Source organism: Thiocapsa sp., from assembly GCF_018399035.1.
Classification (GTDB): Bacteria; Pseudomonadota; Gammaproteobacteria; order Chromatiales; family Chromatiaceae; genus Thiocapsa.
In genome coordinates, this window is record NZ_CP073760.1 from 5,411,222 (window position 1) to 5,430,192 (window position 18,971).

The 18,971-nt window shown below is 58.2% G+C and carries 25 protein-coding genes and 1 pseudogene; 6 read left to right on the forward strand and 20 right to left on the reverse strand.

What is annotated here, in order from left to right:
- The first annotated feature begins 262 nt into the window (after positions 1 to 262).
- The 3 genes from KFB96_RS24670 to KFB96_RS24680 all read left to right on the forward strand — a co-directional run bounded on the left by KFB96_RS24670 (position 263) and on the right by KFB96_RS24680 (position 3,580).
- Positions 263 to 988 carry an FkbM family methyltransferase gene (locus KFB96_RS24670; protein WP_213455918.1) on the forward strand — a complete coding sequence of 242 codons (726 nt, stop codon included), beginning with the start codon at positions 263 to 265 and terminating at the stop codon, positions 986 to 988.
- A gap of 117 nt (positions 989 to 1,105) precedes the next feature.
- Complete coding sequence (locus tag KFB96_RS24675; protein ID WP_300971008.1) at positions 1,106 to 2,512, forward strand: flippase; 1,407 nt, start codon at positions 1,106 to 1,108, stop codon at positions 2,510 to 2,512.
- A gap of 549 nt (positions 2,513 to 3,061) precedes the next feature.
- Positions 3,062 to 3,580 (forward strand): hypothetical protein, encoded by a 519-nt coding sequence (locus tag KFB96_RS24680; protein ID WP_213455916.1) that lies wholly within the window; start codon positions 3,062 to 3,064, stop codon positions 3,578 to 3,580.
- Positions 3,581 to 3,813: 233 nt separating this feature from the next.
- On the opposite strand, the gene KFB96_RS24685 is transcribed toward KFB96_RS24680, so the two are convergent.
- The 16 genes from KFB96_RS24685 to KFB96_RS24760 form a co-directional block, all read right to left on the reverse strand.
- Positions 3,814 to 4,863 carry a glycosyltransferase gene (locus tag KFB96_RS24685; protein WP_213455914.1) on the reverse strand — a complete coding sequence of 350 codons (1,050 nt, stop codon included), beginning with the start codon at positions 4,861 to 4,863 and terminating at the stop codon, positions 3,814 to 3,816.
- Positions 4,860 to 5,963 carry a glycosyltransferase gene (locus KFB96_RS24690; protein ID WP_213455912.1) on the reverse strand — a complete coding sequence of 368 codons (1,104 nt, stop codon included), beginning with the start codon at positions 5,961 to 5,963 and terminating at the stop codon, positions 4,860 to 4,862. The genes KFB96_RS24685 and KFB96_RS24690 overlap by 4 nt, the downstream gene beginning before the upstream one ends.
- A gap of 322 nt (positions 5,964 to 6,285) precedes the next feature.
- Positions 6,286 to 7,596, reverse strand: coding sequence for a hypothetical protein (locus KFB96_RS24695; RefSeq protein ID WP_213455910.1), 1,311 nt, complete (start codon positions 7,594 to 7,596; stop codon positions 6,286 to 6,288).
- A 112-nt stretch (positions 7,597 to 7,708) separates the two neighbouring features.
- Positions 7,709 to 8,932, reverse strand: a complete 1,224-nt coding sequence (locus tag KFB96_RS24700; protein ID WP_300971015.1) for a glycosyltransferase — start codon at positions 8,930 to 8,932, stop codon at positions 7,709 to 7,711.
- Positions 8,933 to 9,017: 85 nt separating this feature from the next.
- Entirely contained in the window at positions 9,018 to 9,869 is an 852-nt protein-coding gene (locus KFB96_RS24705) for a glycosyltransferase family 2 protein (protein ID WP_213455906.1), read from the reverse strand.
- A gap of 8 nt (positions 9,870 to 9,877) precedes the next feature.
- Positions 9,878 to 10,615, reverse strand: a complete 738-nt coding sequence (locus tag KFB96_RS24710) for a class I SAM-dependent methyltransferase (RefSeq protein ID WP_300971017.1) — start codon at positions 10,613 to 10,615, stop codon at positions 9,878 to 9,880.
- A gap of 101 nt (positions 10,616 to 10,716) precedes the next feature.
- Positions 10,717 to 11,949, reverse strand: coding sequence for a glycosyltransferase family 4 protein (locus tag KFB96_RS24715; protein ID WP_213501585.1), 1,233 nt, complete (start codon positions 11,947 to 11,949; stop codon positions 10,717 to 10,719).
- Positions 11,936 to 12,445, reverse strand: coding sequence for a DUF29 domain-containing protein (locus tag KFB96_RS24720; RefSeq protein ID WP_213455902.1), 510 nt, complete (start codon positions 12,443 to 12,445; stop codon positions 11,936 to 11,938). Before KFB96_RS24720 ends, KFB96_RS24715 begins: the two co-directional genes overlap by 14 nt.
- 103 nt (positions 12,446 to 12,548) lie before the next feature.
- Positions 12,549 to 12,725, reverse strand: a complete 177-nt coding sequence (locus tag KFB96_RS24725; protein WP_213456980.1) for a DUF4351 domain-containing protein — start codon at positions 12,723 to 12,725, stop codon at positions 12,549 to 12,551.
- A gap of 331 nt (positions 12,726 to 13,056) precedes the next feature.
- On the reverse strand, positions 13,057 to 13,176 hold the full coding sequence (locus KFB96_RS27230) for a type II toxin-antitoxin system HicA family toxin (RefSeq protein ID WP_367114997.1): 120 nt from the start codon (positions 13,174 to 13,176) through the stop codon (positions 13,057 to 13,059).
- A complete protein-coding gene (locus KFB96_RS24735; protein WP_213455900.1) occupies positions 13,176 to 13,382 on the reverse strand; it encodes a type II toxin-antitoxin system HicB family antitoxin in 207 nt (68 codons plus the stop codon). Before KFB96_RS24735 ends, KFB96_RS27230 begins: the two co-directional genes overlap by 1 nt.
- A 248-nt stretch (positions 13,383 to 13,630) precedes the next feature.
- On the reverse strand, positions 13,631 to 14,050 hold the full coding sequence (locus KFB96_RS27235) for a hypothetical protein (RefSeq protein ID WP_300971022.1): 420 nt from the start codon (positions 14,048 to 14,050) through the stop codon (positions 13,631 to 13,633).
- Between the two features lie 5 nt (positions 14,051 to 14,055).
- On the reverse strand, positions 14,056 to 15,015 hold the full coding sequence (locus KFB96_RS24745) for an Rpn family recombination-promoting nuclease/putative transposase (protein ID WP_213455899.1): 960 nt from the start codon (positions 15,013 to 15,015) through the stop codon (positions 14,056 to 14,058).
- A gap of 12 nt (positions 15,016 to 15,027) precedes the next feature.
- A complete protein-coding gene (locus KFB96_RS24750) occupies positions 15,028 to 15,885 on the reverse strand; it encodes a glycosyltransferase (RefSeq protein ID WP_213455897.1) in 858 nt (285 codons plus the stop codon).
- Positions 15,886 to 16,152: 267 nt separating this feature from the next.
- A complete protein-coding gene (locus KFB96_RS24755; RefSeq protein WP_213501973.1) occupies positions 16,153 to 16,353 on the reverse strand; it encodes a hypothetical protein in 201 nt (66 codons plus the stop codon).
- A 23-nt stretch (positions 16,354 to 16,376) separates the two neighbouring features.
- Complete coding sequence (locus KFB96_RS24760; protein WP_213501587.1) at positions 16,377 to 16,577, reverse strand: BrnT family toxin; 201 nt, start codon at positions 16,575 to 16,577, stop codon at positions 16,377 to 16,379.
- 16 nt (positions 16,578 to 16,593) lie between these two features.
- On the opposite strand from KFB96_RS24760, the gene KFB96_RS24765 reads away from it, so the two are divergent.
- Positions 16,594 to 16,818 (forward strand): hypothetical protein, encoded by a 225-nt coding sequence (locus tag KFB96_RS24765; protein WP_213501589.1) that lies wholly within the window; start codon positions 16,594 to 16,596, stop codon positions 16,816 to 16,818.
- A 24-nt stretch (positions 16,819 to 16,842) separates the two neighbouring features.
- Here the strand turns inward: KFB96_RS24765 and KFB96_RS27745 are convergent.
- A pseudogene (locus KFB96_RS27745) lies at positions 16,843 to 16,953 on the reverse strand (Rpn family recombination-promoting nuclease/putative transposase); the annotation flags it as partial.
- On the opposite strand from KFB96_RS27745, the gene KFB96_RS24775 reads away from it, so the two are divergent.
- Positions 16,952 to 17,110 carry a hypothetical protein gene (locus KFB96_RS24775; RefSeq protein WP_213455893.1) on the forward strand — a complete coding sequence of 53 codons (159 nt, stop codon included), beginning with the start codon at positions 16,952 to 16,954 and terminating at the stop codon, positions 17,108 to 17,110. The pseudogene KFB96_RS27745 and the gene KFB96_RS24775 overlap by 2 nt on opposite strands.
- 443 nt (positions 17,111 to 17,553) lie before the next feature.
- Here the strand turns inward: KFB96_RS24775 and KFB96_RS24780 are convergent, their stop codons facing one another.
- The 3 genes from KFB96_RS24780 to KFB96_RS24790 form a co-directional block, all read right to left on the reverse strand.
- Positions 17,554 to 17,844, reverse strand: a complete 291-nt coding sequence (locus tag KFB96_RS24780) for a nucleotidyltransferase family protein (protein WP_213455891.1) — start codon at positions 17,842 to 17,844, stop codon at positions 17,554 to 17,556.
- Positions 17,845 to 18,017: 173 nt separating this feature from the next.
- Positions 18,018 to 18,242 carry a DUF4351 domain-containing protein gene (locus KFB96_RS24785; protein WP_213455889.1) on the reverse strand — a complete coding sequence of 75 codons (225 nt, stop codon included), beginning with the start codon at positions 18,240 to 18,242 and terminating at the stop codon, positions 18,018 to 18,020.
- Positions 18,242 to 18,580, reverse strand: a complete 339-nt coding sequence (locus tag KFB96_RS24790; protein WP_213501590.1) for an Rpn family recombination-promoting nuclease/putative transposase — start codon at positions 18,578 to 18,580, stop codon at positions 18,242 to 18,244. The genes KFB96_RS24785 and KFB96_RS24790 overlap by 1 nt, the downstream gene beginning before the upstream one ends.
- Between KFB96_RS24790 and KFB96_RS24795 the strand changes: the two genes are divergently transcribed.
- On the forward strand, positions 18,579 to 18,737 hold the full coding sequence (locus KFB96_RS24795) for a hypothetical protein (protein ID WP_213501592.1): 159 nt from the start codon (positions 18,579 to 18,581) through the stop codon (positions 18,735 to 18,737). The genes KFB96_RS24790 and KFB96_RS24795 overlap by 2 nt on opposite strands.
- Positions 18,738 to 18,971 lie beyond the last annotated feature (234 nt).

Genomic DNA, 18,971 nt, shown 5'->3' on the forward strand with positions numbered 1-18,971 from the left:
ACGCATGCCCCTGGCGCTCCGCGCCAAGTGCCACCACGGCCAAAACGCCAAACGAAGCCCCCTGCGAGCACCTTCCAACAACGCCCCGCCATCCTCACCCCCATACCCGAAAGCCAAACAGCGTCCCCGATCGGCAACAACTCCAACACCCCTGAATCCCCCCATTCCATGCTAGGATCCGCCCCGGAAACAGGCCATTTCCCGGAACCCCCCGAGAACGCCCCCAAACCCCGCACGACACGACAAGACAAGGACCCGCGACATGTCGCCCCGTCTGCGCAAATACGCCAAGCTTCTACAAAGCCCCGCCTGCTGGCCCGCACTGCTGCACGGCGTGGCCGCCACGCTGGACCACGACGTCGCCCTCGGACGCGACCGCTTCGCCACCGTCATCGACGTCGGCGCCAACAAAGGCCAATTCGCCGTCTACGCCCGCACCCGTTGGCCCAAGGCCCGGCTGATCTGCTTCGAGCCGCTCCCCGGACCTCGCGCCAAGCTCGCCCGCGTCACCCGCGGACAGGCCGAGATCCACGACTGCGCCTTGGGAGCCGCCTCCGGCGAAGGCAGCATGCATCTCGCCACCCGCACCGACTCCTCCTCCCTTCTGGCCTTGGGCGCACGCCAGAAGGCCATCTACGGGATGGAAGAATCCGGCGAGCTGCGCGTGCCGATCAAGCGTCTCGATGCCTGTCTCCCGACACCCCTGACGCGGCCCGTGCTGCTCAAGATCGACGTCCAAGGCTTCGAGCTGGAGGTGCTCAAGGGCGCCACCGATCTGCTGCCGAACGTCGATGCGGTCTATGTCGAGGCATCCTATGTCGAGCTCTACGAGGGCCAGGCCCTGCACGAGGAGATCGAGCGCTTTCTGATCGACGCCGGGTTCGGCCTGGACGGGCGCTTCAATACCCATGTCCACCAGGGTGAGCCGGTGCAGGCGGATCTACTGTTTCGGCGCCGAACCTCAAGCATGCGCGAACCAAAGCCATGAGCGAAAATAGGCACATGTCAAGACCTGACACCGTTGCCCCGCACATGTTATCCAAGGTGAGTGGGTTCAAGCTGATCCGCTATTTGACGATTGGTCGAACTCACCCGAACCAACGCCGTGAGCGAAAATAAGTCCGACCCCTCATTCCTATTCGGGGGCAATCGCGGCCGAGCACTCATCGCCCGTCTTTCGACACTCATGGGTCCCGCAACGAGCCTGCGCGGGCATCTGGTTCGCGGCGGTTTAGGTAGCCTAGCTTTCAAGCTCGGAAGCACCGCTTTAAGCTTCATTCTAGCGCTACTTTTGGCACGTACCTTGGGACCTGAAGGTTACGGCGTCTATGCCTTCGTCCTTGCGGTCGTCTCGCTTCTGGCGATCCCTACCCAGCTCGGTCTTCCGGAACTTGTCGTGCGCGAAACTTCCAAGGCGCAGGCCACCGGGCACTGGGGGCTGATGCGTGGCTTGTGGCGTTGGAGCACGCTGGCGGTTTGGCTCTTCTCTTCCTTCGTCTTGTGCATCGCATTGTTTAGCCTCAGGGCCTTCGCGGACCAACTCACCGCCTTGACTCATGCGACATTAGTGGCTGCCATGTGGCTCGTTCCGCTCATTGCTCTCGGCAACCTCCGCGGGGCGGCTCTGCAGGGCCTGCGCCACGTAGTTTTGAGCCAGTTACCGGAACATATCTTCCGCCCCGGACTGCTGATCTTCTTGTGGCTGGCCGTGCTCGTGGTCCTTCCAGCCCAGACCCTGTCGGCGGCGACCGCCATGGGAATACACGCCCTCGCGGCCGCCATCGCTTTTGTGCTCGGTGCCTGGCTGCTTTGGCGGGCACTACCTGTCGAGTTGGCCAGCCGTCCCGCCCCGGTCTACGCGGCCCGCGCCTGGCTACTCTCGGCTTTGCCACTGGGTCTGGCAGCCGGTGTCCAGGTCATCAACGCGCAATCCGGTGTCCTGCTGCTCGGGCTCTTCCGTACGGACGAAGCCGTTGGGACATACAAAGTGGCGTTAGCGGTTGCCACGCTGATTCCCTTCGGCCTAATGGCTGTCAACGTGGTTGTTATGCCGTACTTTGCACGCCTTTATGCGCAAGACGATCGAGTTCGTCTGCAACGTCTCGTCACGGTGAGCGCGCGGGTCGTCCTCGGGCTAGCTTTACCAGTCACCTTTGTCTTCGTTTTCTACGGCGAGTGGTTCTTATCTACTGCGTTTGGGCAGGACTATGCCGCAGGTCATACCGCCTTGGCCATTTTGGCCCTCGGTCAGCTGGTCAATGCCGGCATGGGTTCGGTCGGTGTGCTACTCAACATGACCGGCCATGAGCGTGATACGCTGCGTGGCGTGGCGATCGCGGCAGTGACCGACCTTGTTCTCGGTCTCGTGCTGATTCCGCCGTTCGGCCTTGTTGGTGCGGCGTTAGCCACGGCAACGACCCTAGTCATCTGGAACCTCTTACTACGCCAGGCAGTGTGGCGTCGACTTCGGATCGAAACCATGGCGTTTGGCTCTCGCCGCACCTATAGTTAATGAAATAAATTGTTGGGCGAGCTCGAGCCTGCTCATCCCTGGCTACTGAAAATTTAGAACCGGGCATTGCTTATGAACACGTACCGTTCTATTTGCCAACAACTTTGATGGCCTCGACCGCATTCGCGCGAGGCCACTGTATTCCGTACGGCGACGCGCTTCTTCCTAAGGCATCATCACAGAGATGCGCCGAAAACCCTCAAAAAATTGCGGGCGGATCCACAAACCACATAGATGCTACCCATCAAACCGTCATCTCCACGAAAGGGCCCCGTTACATGCTTAACATGAAACAAATGAGGAAACGAGAAGCTCAAAATGAAAAGGGGGCGTGAGCAAGAGGCAGATCCGTATCGCCGGCCAACCGCCCGCCCGTTTGCACTGGTATGGCGAGTAGGTAGGAGTGCCATAAAGCGATCCCTTCAGGCTGCCGTACCATCGCATGTATCACCGATCCTAGTTGCAAGCATGGGCCGCTCCGGTTCGACAGTGGTCTATGACGCCGTTCGAGAGGGGATGGCTGCTTTCCGATTTGGCTGGTTGGGGCCCATGGGCGTTCGAATCGTTTCTTCTGTCGCATGGGATTTGGAGGGTCATCAGTTCCATAACGGTGTAACATACAAGACCCACGCACTCGCGCGGGAGTTGCCTGAACATGCTCAGGTAAAGGTCATTTTTGTTTTTGGCTCGGCCAGCGAAGCGGCTTCGTCGGTTTGGTTATGCCGCGAGCGATATGGAACCGAGTGGGTAGCTAGCCATCTCGAACACCTGCGCGCCTCGGGGACGATCGAAGACCTAAGGCAGCGCGATGTACTACGATTTGAAGACCAAATTGATGGGTGGCTATCGGTTCGTAACGTACCGGTGCTGGGGCTACACTATGACCACCTTTGGTCATACCAAAGTGTGATCTCCAAGTTCGTCGGCTTTCCTGTCCACTTACCGCCGCGTCGACCTCGTACGAGTACACTACAAACGTCGCAAGTGCCGACGACCGAAATTCAAAGTGTCTTTAGCACGTTGGATAAGAAAATTGCGGTTTTGCCGAGATGTGTGGTTCCGAAATGAGCCAGAGTGAGGTTGAGATCGTATACTTTCTCAAAACCAGATAGCGAAGTGGATAATGCCTCCCGGAGATCAGGTAATGAAACATCTCGCCATTCCGCCATTCCGCCATTCCGACGGGGACATTAGGACCGCTTTTTGCCAAAATCCCATAACATCCACATTAGAAAAACCAAGCCGCTTTATCGAACCGATCCACGGCGCAATATAAGGTGCGGTTGATGCGAGGTGGCGCGTCATAGTAGCTTTTCTTCTCGCAAAGCTTCTTCGAACACCTCACGCCATCGCGAGGGCGTGAAGGCAGATGCCTTACGAATCGACAGATGTCGCCCCGACGCGAGTGCTACGCCGGACAGGTTCTGATACCAATCGATCGCCTTCAGGATCTCTTTGGCGGAGCAGCGGTTCATGACGTATCCGTTTTGACCGTGCTCGACCAGGTCATCAATGCAGGCGCACTGGCGTGTCGCAAGGATTAGACATCCGCAACAGGCCGCCTCATGGGCAACCACGCCCCAGTGATCCAGCCGACTCGGCATTAGCAGTGCTCCGGCCCGGCGATAGGTCTTTGCTAATTCGTGCGGTTGCTGGAATCCAACCACCTCGGCACCAGCTTGGCGCAAACCGTCAGCGAGTGGCCCGTGGCCAACGAGGCGTACCGCAATCCGGTCGTCACTGTCTCGCATCGTGAGCGCCTTCGTGATCTCCCACACACCCTTGCGTGGAATCAATTGCCCAACGAAGACAATCTCACGCCGTTTCTCGTACGTGCTAGGCGGGTAGAATACATTGGGATCTGCCGTGTAGAGACTAGACATTACACGACTGGGCGGCATGCCGAGAACGCGCAGAAAGTGCGCGCCTCGGGCGCCTGGAACCCAAACGCGATCGAATAACCCCCGCAGCCGCAACCTGAAGTAGAGTATCCCAGCCAATTGTTTCGGGGTACCGCGCCAATAGTTGTCGACCATCGAGATCACAAATGTTCCTCGTCGGCGTCGAGCCTCACGTGCGAGCGTCATGAATGCGAAATTCGACCAAGAGGTCAGGATCATGGCATCCGGGGGTTCGACGCCAAGCTCTCGCCAATACAGGGGGCGCTTCGTGTCGATGCGGTGAATCTCAGTCCCGACTACGTCCTCGATCCCTGCGTAAGGAATCATGCTGTGATTCGAGACGATCGTGAATCGCCAATCGGGATGCGCTCTAATGAGGCCGCCGATGACATTCGCTGCATAATAGGGCATGCCAGTCCAAGCAATAGCGATATGAAGCGGCCTGATCACTTGATGCTCTCCATTACGGGGCGGATTGCCCTCATAAGCTCGTCAGTACGATATTCCCATGTCACGCTCTCGGGCGAATAGGAAGGCCGCCAGGCCGGGCCGGCATCCAGCGCACGTGATACAGAGCACGCGAAGTCGACAGGAGATTCCGGGCGATAATAAAAGCCGCTATCTCCGAGTGCCAGACGGTTCTCGCCTACCTCGGTAGTCACTACGGGACGGCCATGAGCCATGTAGTAATACAGTTTGCTTGGGCAGCGCGCCCAGTCCTGCTCCGTATCATTCAGATGAGAGAGAAAAACATCCGACTGGCCAAGTAACTTACGCAGCTCTTTTTCAGCGACGTATCCTGGGTGCTGAACATTGTCTGACAGTCCCAATGCGATCACCTTCTTTCGACAGTGATCAAGAGCTGGACCATCACCAAGGAATATAGCGCGCCAGTCCTGTCGTCGCTCCTTCAACGTAGCTAGCCCGTCCAACATGAATGAAGCGCCATAGTTTTCGGTGAGTGTGCCAACATGAAGAATAAGGCGAGGACCTGACTGCGGGCTGATCGGGCTTTCATCAAAAGATTTCGGCACTACCTCCGAGTCTATAGCGTAAGGCGCCCACACGATGGAGCGGGTCAGACCCAATTGGAAACTCCGTCTCCGAAGAAGATCCACCAAGTATCGACTTGCACCGATCTGTCCCTGAAAGCGCAAAAGACACCACCATTCAAAGCAGTACATGGCGAGCCTGCGCACGAAAGACAGACTCTTGTTAGCCGACTCTAACTCACAATGTTCGACGAATCCGACGGAATGCCGGCTGCGGACAACGTTTCGCCAGCCCAATGCGTTGTATATAACAAGATCAAAGGTGTGTGTACTGAGAAACTCGCGCTTCCACCGGCGTTCGCGCATCATCCCGCCGAGCGGGAAGAATATCCAATTGACTGTGGGTAGCCGCTCTGCATGAGCTCGATTCTCTGGATGATCCAGAGCAACAATCGTCACTGAATGCTTGCGCGAGGCTAATACTGGGGCCATACCGAGAGAGCGCTTTATTGCGGCGTGACGTGAAAAATATGAGGTCGTAACAAAACAAATTCGCACTTTCTACCCTCCTTAATAAGGGCTCAGGTCATACATTCCGGCTATTCATTCCATGCCGGAGATATCACGATCCAAAAAGATTACGCTTCACCCATTCTGGTTCTCTATCGGGCGCTGGATGGGTTTCACGAACTCTTCAACTGTCATTAACGAAACAGATGGAACGGGCAGCGGCGGTGTATGCGTTTTCCATGATTGTACTCAAATGCTGCAGGCTCCACAGAAACATGCGGTCGGGAAAAAGTTCTAGCAGTACTAAGTTTGTTCTTACGTAAGGGGGGTTGCGATTCCTGGGCGAAACAGCCGGAAATTATTTGTTATCTTATAGATGTTTGACGGTCGCGTTACGCCTGTATTCCGTTATCAGGGTAATCGAGTGTAGGACGACAATTAGCGTCATGGCCCAGTGGAAGCGCATATTAGAGCCAAATGGCGAAAAAAATATGTGCCATACGCCTGTAATGGCAAGAAACACGACCGGAACAGCGAGCGCATGTGTGTGCTGAAACGATTGAATGCCACTTTTTCCGATCAACAGTAAGGCGTAAAGCCAAAACGGTAGACCTAGGATCCCGCCCCATACCCAAGCCTGAAATATGTGGGAGTGAGCAGGAATGAGGTCGTCAGAGTCAATAACATACTGAAGGTAGCTAATGTCCTGAGCATATCCAAGCTCTGTAAGCATCATCAGCCGATCTCGATACTCGTGACCTTTGGCCCATGATCCATATCCGATGATCGGTGAATCAGAGATGGCATAGAATGCGCCCAGTAGGTCGCTTCGTCCTCCCAGAATGATTCCGAAGTCTCCGAGTGACTGTTCCTCGAATTTCCCAAGAGCGGAAACACCAAGCCATCCCTCTGAAGCGGCAAGACCATAAACTTCAGAAATCAAGAACAGCCCACTTAGACCAAATATTCCTATAAGGGTGAGCCGCAACGGTCCGATGCTTTTGCCTGCCAGGCGCTGTCCGAATGCGGTGGTGCGGAACCAGAAAACAAGCCCTGTCAAAATAGTGAACGCTCCCAGACTACGCGAGCCAAGAGTCGCGGAAAAAGAGCCGAAGGCAAACAAGCTAAGAAGTCCGAAAGGAGAAATATGGCCTGCTTTCCACGTGGTCATTCCAACCCAAGAAACTAATACTAATGCGATGCCGCCACCGAAGGCGAATTTCCAGGCGTCTGCCTGAGCGAGGTCGGTAGGCATTAGAAAACCACCGATGAGTTTGCCTGCGGCGGTGCCAAACAGAAGTAGATAAACTCTCCGGGTGTCACCCTGAATCAACTGATACAAGGTAATAAATAGTATTAACAGAACTGTAGTCGAAAACCACCCGCGGAAGCGGTCGTCCCAAGGGGTGGCGCGATAGACATCGCTCAGGATCAAACCGAGCAGCCACACCAAACCCAAAATTATCAGGACGCGATGGGCCCGCGGAAGAAACAACCGGAATCTACGTCTTGAGATAATTAAAATCAACAGCAAGCCGGCAATGGCTTCTACGACGAATAGTTGTCCGATCAGATCAATACGGATGAATGAGAACAAACTGAGGGAAAAAATCAGCGCGTCATTTAGTCGTGAGCGTTGATGAACCGTGGGGCACGTCGTGAGAATGTGAGAATCACTCATTTGTTACAAAGCGAGGCAACTGACGGCCGTTTAGCGATAATAGAGTCGGGCTGTTCCTGAAATGGAAAAAAATCGTTGAAGCCCACATGTTTGGGTGTGTCGCGGGTGATGTCTAGGATCCAGACGTCTGTTTATCGAAAGGCGCCTGTACTTGTGGATTGTTTCTGTCGCTGACAACTGTTTTATATACAACGTTTAATCGCTCAATGATGTGACGCCATGCAAAGTGTTCTCGTGCGAAGATCCTCCCGTTATTGCCAAAGGCGTCGCGGAGTATTCCATCGCGCAAGAATGTGATGATCCCTTCCGCGACAGCATAACGATCCTGGGTAGTGACTATCCCTGCATTGGCACGGGATACGTCAAAATGAACCTTAACGTGGTCGGAGACGACCACGGGCGTAGCACATGCCATCGCCTCGACTACGGTTACGCCAAAGTTCTCGGTATATGATGGGAGGACGAATACATCTGCGTCCACATAAGCTTGAACAACGGCGGGCCCGGTGAGGAACTCAACGAAAGTAACCGCATCTGCCAGAGCACGGTCGCGGACCCAGCCTCGCACGAGATCACCATAGCCGTCGTTCGAAGGCCCCACGATCGCCAAGCGAGCCCCCGGAACCTCTCGGTGGACCTGTTCGAAGGCTGGAATGAGAATATCCAGACCTTTCACGTGATGAAGCCGACCGAGAAAAAGGACCAATGGTGCATCCCCCAGTCCATGCGTACTCCGGAATCCGCCTCGCACAGGTAGGATCTCGAAGGGTTCCCAGTCAATGCCATTCGGTACCACAAAGCTGGGTGCGCGGAGATCAAGAAAAGAGGCAAGTTGGCGCTCGGCTTCGGCTGTGTAATGAATTGCACCCGCACCCTGTAGATTAGGGATGTCCAGCAAATGCTCGTAAAGCCGCTTTAAGGGTAGATTGACCGAACTTTTGTGATAAAGGTAGGGGTCAAGTGAACCATGAGGGCAGATTATATAAGGTACACTCTGTTTCCGCGCGAGAAATCCCGCAAACGTGGACGGGAGGCGATAAAGGCCATGAATATGTACGATATCGAAATGTTTGATATTATCATTGAGGTAGCGCGCGAGACCCACCGACAATCCTAGCGGTTGAAATTGGACGGAAAAGTAGTGAGTCTCAAGTCGATCGTCGCAACGTTTCTCGGTACCAGGCGGGCGTAAGGTGCCTGACGGATAGTCGGCGTTTGTTGTACAAATTGTCACCTCTAACCCTGACTCAACCTGATGCTTAGCCAACGCCCTTAGTACGGTTGTAGGGCCGCCGGCGCGAGGTGATAGGGCCGTAATGACGTGTAGGACTTTCATGAATGGTTTGCGCTGTTCCTCGGTTCTTTCGGTTTTTACCGGATTGCCGCTTTAGTTCATGGAATGTTAGTTGTTACCGCGCATGTCACCGGTGGTCTGCTGCGTTCGACTTTTCATAAAGCTTTGCATCCACAAGGAAGCGAAACCAAAAGGTTTGCAGGATGAAGAAAATGAGTCCTGGCTTCCCATCCAGAAAACCTAGACGAAAAACATAGCGGTAAATGAATAGCATGAAGGGCCGGAGGAAAAGGGGGGCTGCGTTGAAAACGGATCGCAGTGCTCTTTTTCGTTCGCTGGGGTTACCTAAGAAATTTGGCTTAACTAGTAGTCCATTCCGATCGGCATCCGCGCTTCCTAGAGTCAACTCTTCGGCTTCTGCGTCTGACCAACGGTTGTGTCTTGCAGTCCATTCGCTCAATGACATTCGCATGTCATCAATCATCGGCGCATGAAGACGATCTGTCGGACCTTGTGCCAAGAAATGTTGATCGTATCGTCGAGCCTCGCAACGGCCATAGCCCGTCTTAAAGATGCGGAGATGCCAGATCGGATACATCCCTCCGTGTTTAATGGGGCGTCCCATGAAATGAACGAGGCGCGGAACAAAATAGCCCACCATATCACTTTCGCTGGGGTCAACCTTTAAGCCACGAATCGCTTCCACTAACTCCGGTGATAAGCGCTCATCAGCATCTAGGTGTAATTGCCACGGGTATTTCAGAGGTAAGGTCGCGATTGCCCAATTTCGCTGAGCGCCATAATTTTCAAAAGGGTGAGAGACGATATGTGCGCCGAACGCTTGACAGATCTCCAAGGTTCCATCTGTCGAATATGAGTCGACGACGTGAACATCGTCGGAGACCAGGAAAGCGCTCGTAAGTGTCGCGCCTATTGTCTCCTCGGCGTTGAACGTTAAGATGACTACAGAAACAGACATGAAACGTTCTATGCTCCCTGTCGAGGGTCTACGGGCTTTATGGCGACTGCGATCATATGTTTAGCGATCGGAGGTAGTCGTCCGACACGGTGGAAGACGATGTCGGTGAATCCGGCCTCACGCAGGAGTATTGTAAGTGTCTTGATGCTCCAGAACTTAATATGGCCGTGGTCCCAAAGAGCGGTGAAGTGGTCATCCAGCTGGCCGGTTGTCGCTAACGCGAGGTTTTTCCAGTAACCATGATAGGGCGTTGAAATTATCGCTGTACCGCCGGGCTGGAGGAGAGCGTAGACGGCTGCTGCCCAGAGTCTTGGGAAGTATGTGTGTTCGACAACTTCGAGGCTTAACACGACGGGGTATTGACCGTAGGTGCCGCTGAGGTCTTCGTATGCGGAACCTTCATGCAGATTGAGCGAAGGATACCTGCGGTTTGCCAGCGCAATTCCTTCAGAGGACGGATCGACTCCAGTGACATTCCAACCTTTTTCGCTCAGCGCCTGAGCGACTGCGCCGTTGCCGCATCCAAGTTCGAAGATGCGTCGATCGGTTTTGAGGCGGAGATTGGCATGTTCTAGTGCATTTAGTTGTCGGTGTATAAGGGGAAGTAAGATGCCGTGATGTGGTTTTAAGTCAGCGTGTTCATAAGGGAATCCGGAAATCGTTTTTCGGTCCATTGATGCGGCCTGCCTATCAGTGAATCTTTGTGGGCTTACGAGAAGAAGGGTGAAGTGCTTCAATCCGCTCAATGAGATTCCGGGCGACCTGTTTCGAACCTACTCGCTTGAATGAGCAGGCCTTTCGGGGGTAACAGAATCCATGGTATGAGCGGATCAGACTAGGTGTGCCGTCAGGATCGTTCCAAAAAAGCGGCGCGGTACGCGTCCGCGCAGGTGGCCCGCCCAGCATACCGCTCAACATAATCGCGCCCATTGCAACCAAGCCGTGCACGCTCATTAGGATTCTTCATCAAGCATTCCACCGCATCGGCGAGCATGCCGGGCTGATTCGGCGCACAGGTAATAAAAGCATCCGACTCTTCCCGCAACCGGTCCAAAGGCGACCCCGGATCAGCCGTGCAAATAAACGCCCGCCCCGCCGCCATAATCGAGTAAATCTTACTCGGCACCGCAAAAGCGGCCCCCGCGGGATTCTGAGGAACCAGATGGATATGCCCTTGTGCCATCCCCTCGGACAGCCGCTCCACCGGCAGCAAGGGCTCGAAACGTAGGCTACTCACCCCGCGCTCCTCTGCACGCTGCTGCAACTCCTCCCGAAAATTCCCGTCACCCCGAATGATCAAGAGCGCGTCGAGCTGCCGTTGTTGGAGGTGTTCTGCCAAGTCGATCAATTGCTCGAGGCCCTGTTTCCGGCCGATGTTCCCGCTGTAGAGCAGCGTGATAGGCCCGGGCGCTTCCGGCCGGGGTTGGATCAGCACGTCATCGACCGTGGGCGGGATGATGCTGATCGGGACCTTGACGCCGATGCCCCGAATGGCGTCCGACATGGCTTGGGAGAGCGTGATGACCCGATCCACCTGGTTGAGTGTTGTGCGCTCCAGCCATTCTATCACCGCACCGACGAAGGAATGTCGGGCCATCTTAAGCGATTTTGCCAGCCCGGATTGGATGTCGTACATGACGGCAACCCGCTGTGTCTTGCGTGACACGGAGAGCAGCATGGCCCCGACCGCCAGGATGGACGGGCAGACGCCGACGGCAAGGTCGGGGCGCGGGCGTGTGATCAGGTGCCACCAGATCCACCAGGCGAGGGCCAACTCCGTGACGGCACGGGAGACCAGGCCGCCGCCTGGTTTCTGCGGGGCGATGGAAAATCGCACGATGGACACGCCGTTGTGGGTCTCGCGGTCGCGTGATCCGTCGCGGTAGTCCGGGAAGACGGCCATCTCCGGATAGGACGGGCGGGGCGCCAGAACCGTGACCTGCGCGCCCTGCTCGGCCAGCATCTCGGCGAGCTGCTGCACTGGCGGCGCGATGCCGGTCTTTTCGGGCCAATAGAAGAGCGACGCGATGGTGACGCTCTTCGGGGCGGGGGCGGAGTCGATGTGTTCAGCGTCCATCATGAGGTGATGCCCCGCTCTGTGTCGCCTCGGCCGAGCCCGGGTAGACGCCGTCTTTCAGCACCTGCTCGGCGGGGTAAGGGCAGAGTGCCGGAAAGGTCTCGGGCGGCAGCTGAGTCTCTTTGCTCGCGAGGTCGACGGCATCCGGGTAGGCGGTCAGGATGGCCTCGGCGAGAACGGATTTTAGCCCGGGCGATTGACGCAACAAGACCGCGAGTTGTTTGCGTTGCTCGACGATGGTGGCGCGCCAGCTGTCGCCCTTGAATTCGCGCCATCGCTCGGAGAGTGCTTGATATTGGTATTCCCATTTCAGCAAATGGGCGATCAGGATCAGGAGTCGGCTTTCCAGTTCACGGCGCTCGCTCTTGCTCATATCGCTCAACTCTTCCAGCAGATGCTCGATGTCCATGTCATTGAAGCGACGGTCGCGCAAGAGCTCGACGTGACGCTTGGCCCAAGCGGCGTAGTCGGTGCGATAGAGGGCGTGGAGGTCGGTCATGAGTAGATTATCGGGTTCATGAGAGAAAAACCGGGGTCAGGTCTTGAAAAGCAACATCCCGAATCGTGCGTTCGGAAGTAAGCCGCGTCCTGGTGTGATCCCATCAATGCAACACCTCGTCCAGACTCCGTGCTTCCAGAATCCGATCCGACCATTCCAGAAGCGTCTCGGAATCGGCTGAGGTGATTCGGTGTCGGACCGTCTCGCTCGGTGGACCGAACTTGCGTTCGATCAGGCGCAGGAGAATTTTGGCTTCGCCACGCTGCTCGCCTTGGGCAATGTATTACAGTCCATGTGGTGGCTCGGTTCGATCGGGGGGTGGTTTGTGGCGAGGGGATTTTAGCAGGTTTGGGGGCTGGGTTGTGTTGGATATCGGTTTCGGGGGCGGGTTGGCGCTGTGTGTGGGCGGGCGACTGAAGTCCGGCTTCGCTCCTATTTTGGGCCAACTGGTACGTGGCGCAGAGCGCCACCGGGCATGCGTGACACCGCAGAGCGGGTGTCACGAGCGCGAAACCGCGGCCACGAAATCATTGACCGTCTGACCTGCCGCGCGAATCAGGGATGCAATGTCCCCTTCGCGACCTTCCGATGATCCGGAACTGACAACGTTGCTATCTCACCTCCTTGACCAGGATGACGTGACTGCCGTTCTGCCGGGCAACGGTCCAGCCAAAGGACGCGAAAACTCGCACGACATCGCGCCCGCTCGAGACCGGCATCGCCGGTGGCATTAGGCCGCAACCTCGATCTGGTGTGTCTCAATCGTCAAGGGTAAGCCCTGTTCGGCCCGGACCAGCAAGCACTGTTGGATCGCGTCGCGAATATTATCCAGCGCTTCATCCTTACGATGGCCTTGAGAAACGCAGCCTGGAATCGCTGGACATTCAGCGATCCAGATACCATCTTCATCGCGATCGAGTATGACGCTGAATGTCATGTCGACCTCCTACTCGCTTGGGGGAGAAAGCGGTGAAAAACCGGGGTCTTGAAAAGCAACATCCCGAATCGTGGGCCTTGATCATCGGTTGGTCCAGCTGCTGGCGATCCTTGCGTCCTCAGGGCTTCCAGCCCTGATTCCGTCAGGCCAGGATGGCCTGACGACGCATTCGGTGGCTGCTGTGGGCGAAGGGATGATCGAGGCCGAATCGTGCGTTCGGAAGTAAGCCGCGTCCCGGTGTGATCCCGTCAATGCAACACCTCGTCCAGACTCCGTGCCTCCAGAATCCGATCCGACCATTCCAGAAGCGTCTCGGAATCGGCTTCGGTGATGCGGTGTCGGACCGTCTCACTGGGCGGACCGAACTTGCGCTCGATCAGGCGCAGGAGAATTTTGGCTTCGCCACGCTGTTCGCCAAGCTGTTTGCCTTGTGCAATGTACTTGTCGATGAAGGTTTCCATCAGGGGCTCTCCGGGAAAGGTCTGTTCAAGCAGGGTGCGCACCTGTTGCTCATCGATTTTTCCTGTGGCTTGGACGTAGTAGCGCACCACGGACTCAAGAACCAACAAGGCGGTGACTTGGATGTCTGAGTCGGGGCCTTGTGGGCCGCGATCTTCCCTCGATTGGGCGGCGATGATCCTTCGAGATTCGGCGGGGTTGTCGGCCATCGAGCTCACCGCAATACCTCATCGATACTGCGCGCATCGATCGCACGGTCGAACCACATGAGCAGGGTGTCGGAATCGGCTTGCGTGATCCGGGTGCGGATGGGGTCGCTGGGCGGGCCGAATTTGCGCTCGATGAGGCGCAGGAGCGTCTTAGCTTGACCGCGCTGTTCGCCGCGCTGCTCACCACGCTGTTCGCCTTGGGCAATGTACCTGTCGATGAAGGTTTCCATCAGGGGCTCTCCTGAGAGGGTTTGTTCGAGGAGGCGACGGATCTGGATCTCGTCGAGTCGCCCGGTACCTTGAACATAGTATCGCAGCAGCGATTCGAGAATATCCAACGCGGTGGAGTCGCGGCTGACCTTGGCAATCAGCTCGAGCATTTCGCGGACCCGCTCGACGGGCCGGTCGCTGTAGATATGGCGCAGGGCGAGCTGGACCAGTCGGGAAAGGACCTCGCCTTTGATTTCGGTGCTGCTTCTGGCGGAGATGTCGTGTAGGGCATAGCCGAACTGGGGCACGAATGGTTTGATGACCTCGGGCAGCGGGTCGATCAGATCGTGGAAGCACGCGGGTGCGCGCCAGTGCGCCTGTCCGTGGTAGAGCACCAGCGGGTAGATGGGCGGCAGGGTCTTGGCCTTGGGATGCTGGTCGCGGTATAGCTCGCCGCTGGCGACGATGTAGCGCAGCAGTTGCAGCAGCACCCAGTGCTCGGGTTGGCTCTTGTGCTCGAAGAGCAGATAGACCGAGAGCTGGCTGTCGCGATAGGGAATCCGGTAGATCAGATCGGAGTAGACCTTGCGCAGCGCCTCGGTGACGAAGGTATCCGTTGAGATCGTCAGTCGCTCTAGGTCGATCGCTTCGCACAAGGCTTGGGGCAGGACGTGGCGCAGGAAATCGCGCGCGATGGCGGGGCGCGCGAAGTTCTCGCGGAAGAAACAGTCATGTGGCGTAGGCGTGGTGGTCATGCGGGTCGTGACTCAGGACGCGCGGTACACGCTTGCCTGGGGCCTGGCACTCGGCGAGTCGAGCAACTGATCGAGGCCCTGCTTGCGGCGGACGTTGCCGCTGTAGAGCGCGGTGAAGGGACCGGGGCGCTCGGGCAGGGGACGGATCAGGGTGTCGTCGACCGTGGGCGGGATGATGTCGAGCGGGGTCTTCACGCCGATGGCGCGGATCGCCTCGACCATGCCCTGCGACAGGGTGACGATGCGGTCCACGCGATTCAGGGTCGGTCGCTCCAGAGAGGTGATGAGGCTGGTGAGGAGGGTTTCTGGTCTGGGTTGTGTGCGTAACTGGGCGGGCGCTACCGCTGTGTAGAGGTCGGGCAACCGACTAAGGTCGCGGCGGGTAGGCTTGGCGGTTGGCGCACCGTCGCGGTCCTTGGCGCGGGGCGCCAGGGGCATGCGTGACACCGCGGAGCGGATGTCACGAGAGTTTGTTTGGGTGTCACGAGAGTGTGTTTGGGTCTCGCGGTCGCGTGCGCCGTTGCGGTACTCGGGATAGACGCTCATCTCGGGATAGGCGGGACGGGCGGTCAAGACCGTCACCTCGGCGCCGAGGCGTGCGAGTGCTTCCGCCATCTGCTGGACCGGCGGGGCGCTGCCGGCGCGCTCGGGCCAGTAGTAGAGGGAGAGCACGAGGATCTTAGTCCCGGCGAGGTCGGGCTGGGTGTCGGGGGTCGGGCCGGACGCGTTGGCGATCGGTACATTCGGGGGTGGGGCCGGGGTTGCCGGGGCAGGCGTTTCGGGGGTCGCTGCCGGGGGAGCCGGGTCCTGCGGCGCCGATGGACCGGGGGCCGTTGCCGAGTGGCTCGAGATGCTCGTCATACGGTCCATGTAGGGGCTCGGTTCGATCGGGGGTGGTTTGTCGCGGGGGGATTTTAGCAGGTTTGGGGGGTGGGGTGGGGTGTGGATCGGGGTCGGGGGGCGCTGTGTGGGGGACGGGCGACTGAAGTCGCCCCTGCGGTTGGCCCTGCGGTCGGGACTGCGGCTTGGCTTGGCGGTTGGCATGCAGGAGCTTGCGGATGACCGCGCAAACCGCCTGGCTCTTCAAGCCACGGCTCTCGACGATGACGGGCGCACATGCCACGGCATTTCCTCGATTCATCCGACCGCTTCGATAATCTCGATCTCCTTTCGCAGCAGGTCATTGACCAAATCGGACAACTCAACGCCCTTCGCTTCGGCCTTGGCGACGAGGTAGCTTTGCACCTTCTCGTCCAAGTACACCGGTATACGAAATACAGCATCGGGCCGGTGGAACTTACCGCGCTCGCCTTTGGAGAAGTCGTAATGGGTTTTCATGGTTTCACTTTTCAGTTGCGCCGCTAGCGCGGGATGTCTTGGTAGTCGCGAATCTCGCCCGAGTCGGCCCGGCGGGCCGAGATGACCCGCACCTTGGCCTCGGCGGGCTCGATCCAAGTCCACGTGTGGACGACAACGAGGAGTTGTCCGCTCTCCGCCCGGCCGAGCGTGACCCAGCGATCTTCCTCGCTGCTGTGATCCTTGTCGTAGATAGTGAGAGCCATCGGGTCGCGAAACACCGTGGTCGATGAAGGTTTCCATCAGGGGCTCTCCCGAGAGGGTTTGTTCGAGGAGGCGACGGACCTGTGTCTCATCGAGTCGCCCGGTACCTTGGACATAGTAGCGCAGGAGGGATTCCAAGATGTCGAGCGCGGTGGGGTCGCGGCTGACCTTGGTGATCAATTCGAGCAGCTCGCGGACCCGCTCGCCGTTGCGCAGCGCCTCGGTGACGAAGGTATCCGTTGAGATCGTCAGTCGCTCCAGGTCGATCGCTTCGCACAAGGCTTGGGGCAGGACGTGGCGCAGGACATCGCGCGCGATGGCGGGGCGCGCGAAGTTCTCGCGGAAGAAACAGTCATGTGGCGTAGGCGTGGTGGTCATGCGGGTCGTGACTCAGGACGTGCGGTACACGCTTGCCTGGGGCCTGGCACTCGGCGAGGTCGAGCAACTGATCCAGGCCCTGCTTGCGGCCGACGTTGCCGCTGTAGAGCGCGGTGAAGGGACCGGGGCGCTGCCGGCGCGCTCGGGCCAGTCGTAGGGGGAGAGCACGAGGATCTGGGTCCCGGCGAGGTCGGGTCGGGTGTCGGGGGCCGGGCCGGACGCGTTGGGGATCGGTGCATTCGGGGGGCGGGCCGGTGTTTCCGGGGCAGGCGTTTCGGGGGTCGCTGCCGGGGGGCCGGGTGATGCGGCGCCGATGAACGGGAGGCCGTTGCCGAGTGACGTGAGGTGGTCGTCAGACGGTCCATGTGGTGGCTCGGGTCGATCGGGCGGGATGGTTTGTCGCGGGGGGATTTTAGCAGGTTCGGGGGTGGGGGTGTGTTGGGTATCGGTTTTGGGGCGGGTGAGATTCACGGCGGTGGATCTCCGGCCAACTCATCACGCACTGCATCGAGCGCCCGAATCTGTGTTTCCAACATGGGTAGGTCGCGCTGCACGACATTCCAGACGACGTCTAGATCGGTAGCCTTGCGGCTTTGGAGTTCATACGGAGCGTGCCTCGCGAAGAACCTGATCGCGAAATTGCGCCGGTAAGGCGCGTGGGGTGAGTACGTCGACGGGGACACCCAGATGACGTTCCAGTTCGACTTGGATACGGGCAATATCGAGTAGCGAGGCGTCGCTGGACGGGTCGACGAGCAGATCGAGATCGCTCTCATCGGTATCCTGGCCATGCAGCACGGACCCGAACACGCGCGGATTGCTCGCACGGTGCGCCTGGACGATCCGCCGGATGGTTTCACGGTTCGTTTCGAGTGCTGTCGAGGGCTTCATGGGGGATCAGGGTCAGGTCTTGACTCTTGCTATGAGAACAGAGATGGGAACAGGTTTATCTTCTCGCTCATGACTTTGGTTCGTGCGCGGAAGCTCGGAAAGCTCGGCGGGTCTTGAAAAGCAACATCCCGAATCGTGCGTTCGGAAGTCAGTCGCATCCTGGTGTGATCCCGTCAATGCAACACCTCATCCAGACTCTGTGCTTCCAGAATCCGATCCGACCATTCCAGAAGCGTCTCGGAATCGGCTGCGGTGATTCGGTGTCGGACCGTCTCGCTCGGTGGACCGAACTTGCGCTCGATCAGGCGCAGGAGAATTTTGGCTTCGCCACGCTGCTCGCCACGCTGCTCGCCACGCTGCTCGCCTTGGGCAATGTATTTGTCGATGAAGGTTTCCATCAGGGGCTCTCCCGAGAGGGTTTGTTCGAGGAGGCGACGGACCTGTGTCTCGTCGAGTCGCCCGGTGCCTTGGACATAGTAGCGCAGGAGGGATTCCAAGATGTCGAGCGCGGTGGGTCGCGGCTGACCTTGGTGATCAATTCGAGCAGCTCGCGGACCCGCTCGCCGTTGCGCAGCGCCTCGGTGACGAAGGTATCCGTTGAGATCGTCAGTCGCTCTAGGTCGATCGCTTCGCACAAGGCTTGGGGCAGGACGTGGCGCAGGACATCGCGCGCGATGGCGGGGCGCGCGAAGTTCTCGCGGAAGAAACAGTCATGTGGCGTAGGCGTGGTGGTCATGCGGGTCGTGACTCAGGACGCGCGTTACACGCTTGCCTGGGGCCTGGCACTCGGCGAGGTCGAGCAACTGATCGAGGCCCTGCTTGCGGCCGACGTTGCCGCTGTAGAGCGCGGTGAAGGGACCGGGGCGCTGCCGGCGCGCTCGGGCCAGTCGTAGGGGGAGAGCACGAGGATCTTGGTCTCGGCGAGGTCGGGTTGGGTGTCGGGGGCCGGGCCGGACGCGTTGGGGATCGGTGCATTCAGGGGTGAGGCCGGGGTTGCCGGGGCAGGCGTTTCGGGGGTCGCTGCCGGGGGGGCCGGGTGATGCGGCGCCGATGAACGGGAGGCCGTTGCCGAGTGACGTGAGGTGGTCGTCAGACGGTCCATGTGGTGGCTCGGGTCGATCGGGCGG

What these genes read in the sequence shown, in the direction of transcription:
- KFB96_RS24670 (WP_213455918.1), top strand. Translation starts at nt 263, where the DNA reads ATGTCGCCCCGTCTGCGCAAATACGCCAAGCTTCTACAAAGCCCCGCC.
- KFB96_RS24680 (WP_213455916.1), top strand. Translation starts at nt 3,062, where the DNA reads ATGGGCGTTCGAATCGTTTCTTCTGTCGCATGGGATTTGGAGGGTCAT.
- KFB96_RS24695 (WP_213455910.1), bottom strand. Translation starts at nt 7,596, where the DNA reads ATGAGTGATTCTCACATTCTCACGACGTGCCCCACGGTTCATCAACGC.
- KFB96_RS24700 (WP_300971015.1), bottom strand. Translation starts at nt 8,932, where the DNA reads ATGAAAGTCCTACACGTCATTACGGCCCTATCACCTCGCGCCGGCGGC.
- KFB96_RS24705 (WP_213455906.1), bottom strand. Translation starts at nt 9,869, where the DNA reads ATGTCTGTTTCTGTAGTCATCTTAACGTTCAACGCCGAGGAGACAATA.
- KFB96_RS24715 (WP_213501585.1), bottom strand. Translation starts at nt 11,949, where the DNA reads ATGATGGACGCTGAACACATCGACTCCGCCCCCGCCCCGAAGAGCGTC.
- KFB96_RS24720 (WP_213455902.1), bottom strand. Translation starts at nt 12,445, where the DNA reads ATGACCGACCTCCACGCCCTCTATCGCACCGACTACGCCGCTTGGGCC.
- KFB96_RS27230 (WP_367114997.1), bottom strand. Translation starts at nt 13,176, where the DNA reads ATGCCACCGGCGATGCCGGTCTCGAGCGGGCGCGATGTCGTGCGAGTT.
- KFB96_RS24735 (WP_213455900.1), bottom strand. Translation starts at nt 13,382, where the DNA reads ATGACATTCAGCGTCATACTCGATCGCGATGAAGATGGTATCTGGATC.
- KFB96_RS27235 (WP_300971022.1), bottom strand. Translation starts at nt 14,050, where the DNA reads ATGGCCGACAACCCCGCCGAATCTCGAAGGATCATCGCCGCCCAATCG.
- KFB96_RS24745 (WP_213455899.1), bottom strand. Translation starts at nt 15,015, where the DNA reads ATGACCACCACGCCTACGCCACATGACTGTTTCTTCCGCGAGAACTTC.
- KFB96_RS24750 (WP_213455897.1), bottom strand. Translation starts at nt 15,885, where the DNA reads ATGGACCGTATGACGAGCATCTCGAGCCACTCGGCAACGGCCCCCGGT.
- KFB96_RS24755 (WP_213501973.1), bottom strand. Translation starts at nt 16,353, where the DNA reads ATGAAAACCCATTACGACTTCTCCAAAGGCGAGCGCGGTAAGTTCCAC.
- KFB96_RS24760 (WP_213501587.1), bottom strand. Translation starts at nt 16,577, where the DNA reads ATGGCTCTCACTATCTACGACAAGGATCACAGCAGCGAGGAAGATCGC.
- KFB96_RS24775 (WP_213455893.1), top strand. Translation starts at nt 16,952, where the DNA reads ATGCGGGTCGTGACTCAGGACGTGCGGTACACGCTTGCCTGGGGCCTG.
- KFB96_RS24780 (WP_213455891.1), bottom strand. Translation starts at nt 17,844, where the DNA reads ATGAAGCCCTCGACAGCACTCGAAACGAACCGTGAAACCATCCGGCGG.
- KFB96_RS24785 (WP_213455889.1), bottom strand. Translation starts at nt 18,242, where the DNA reads ATGGAAACCTTCATCGACAAATACATTGCCCAAGGCGAGCAGCGTGGC.
- KFB96_RS24795 (WP_213501592.1), top strand. Translation starts at nt 18,579, where the DNA reads ATGCGGGTCGTGACTCAGGACGCGCGTTACACGCTTGCCTGGGGCCTG.
- KFB96_RS24790 (WP_213501590.1), bottom strand. Translation starts at nt 18,580, where the DNA reads ATGACCACCACGCCTACGCCACATGACTGTTTCTTCCGCGAGAACTTC.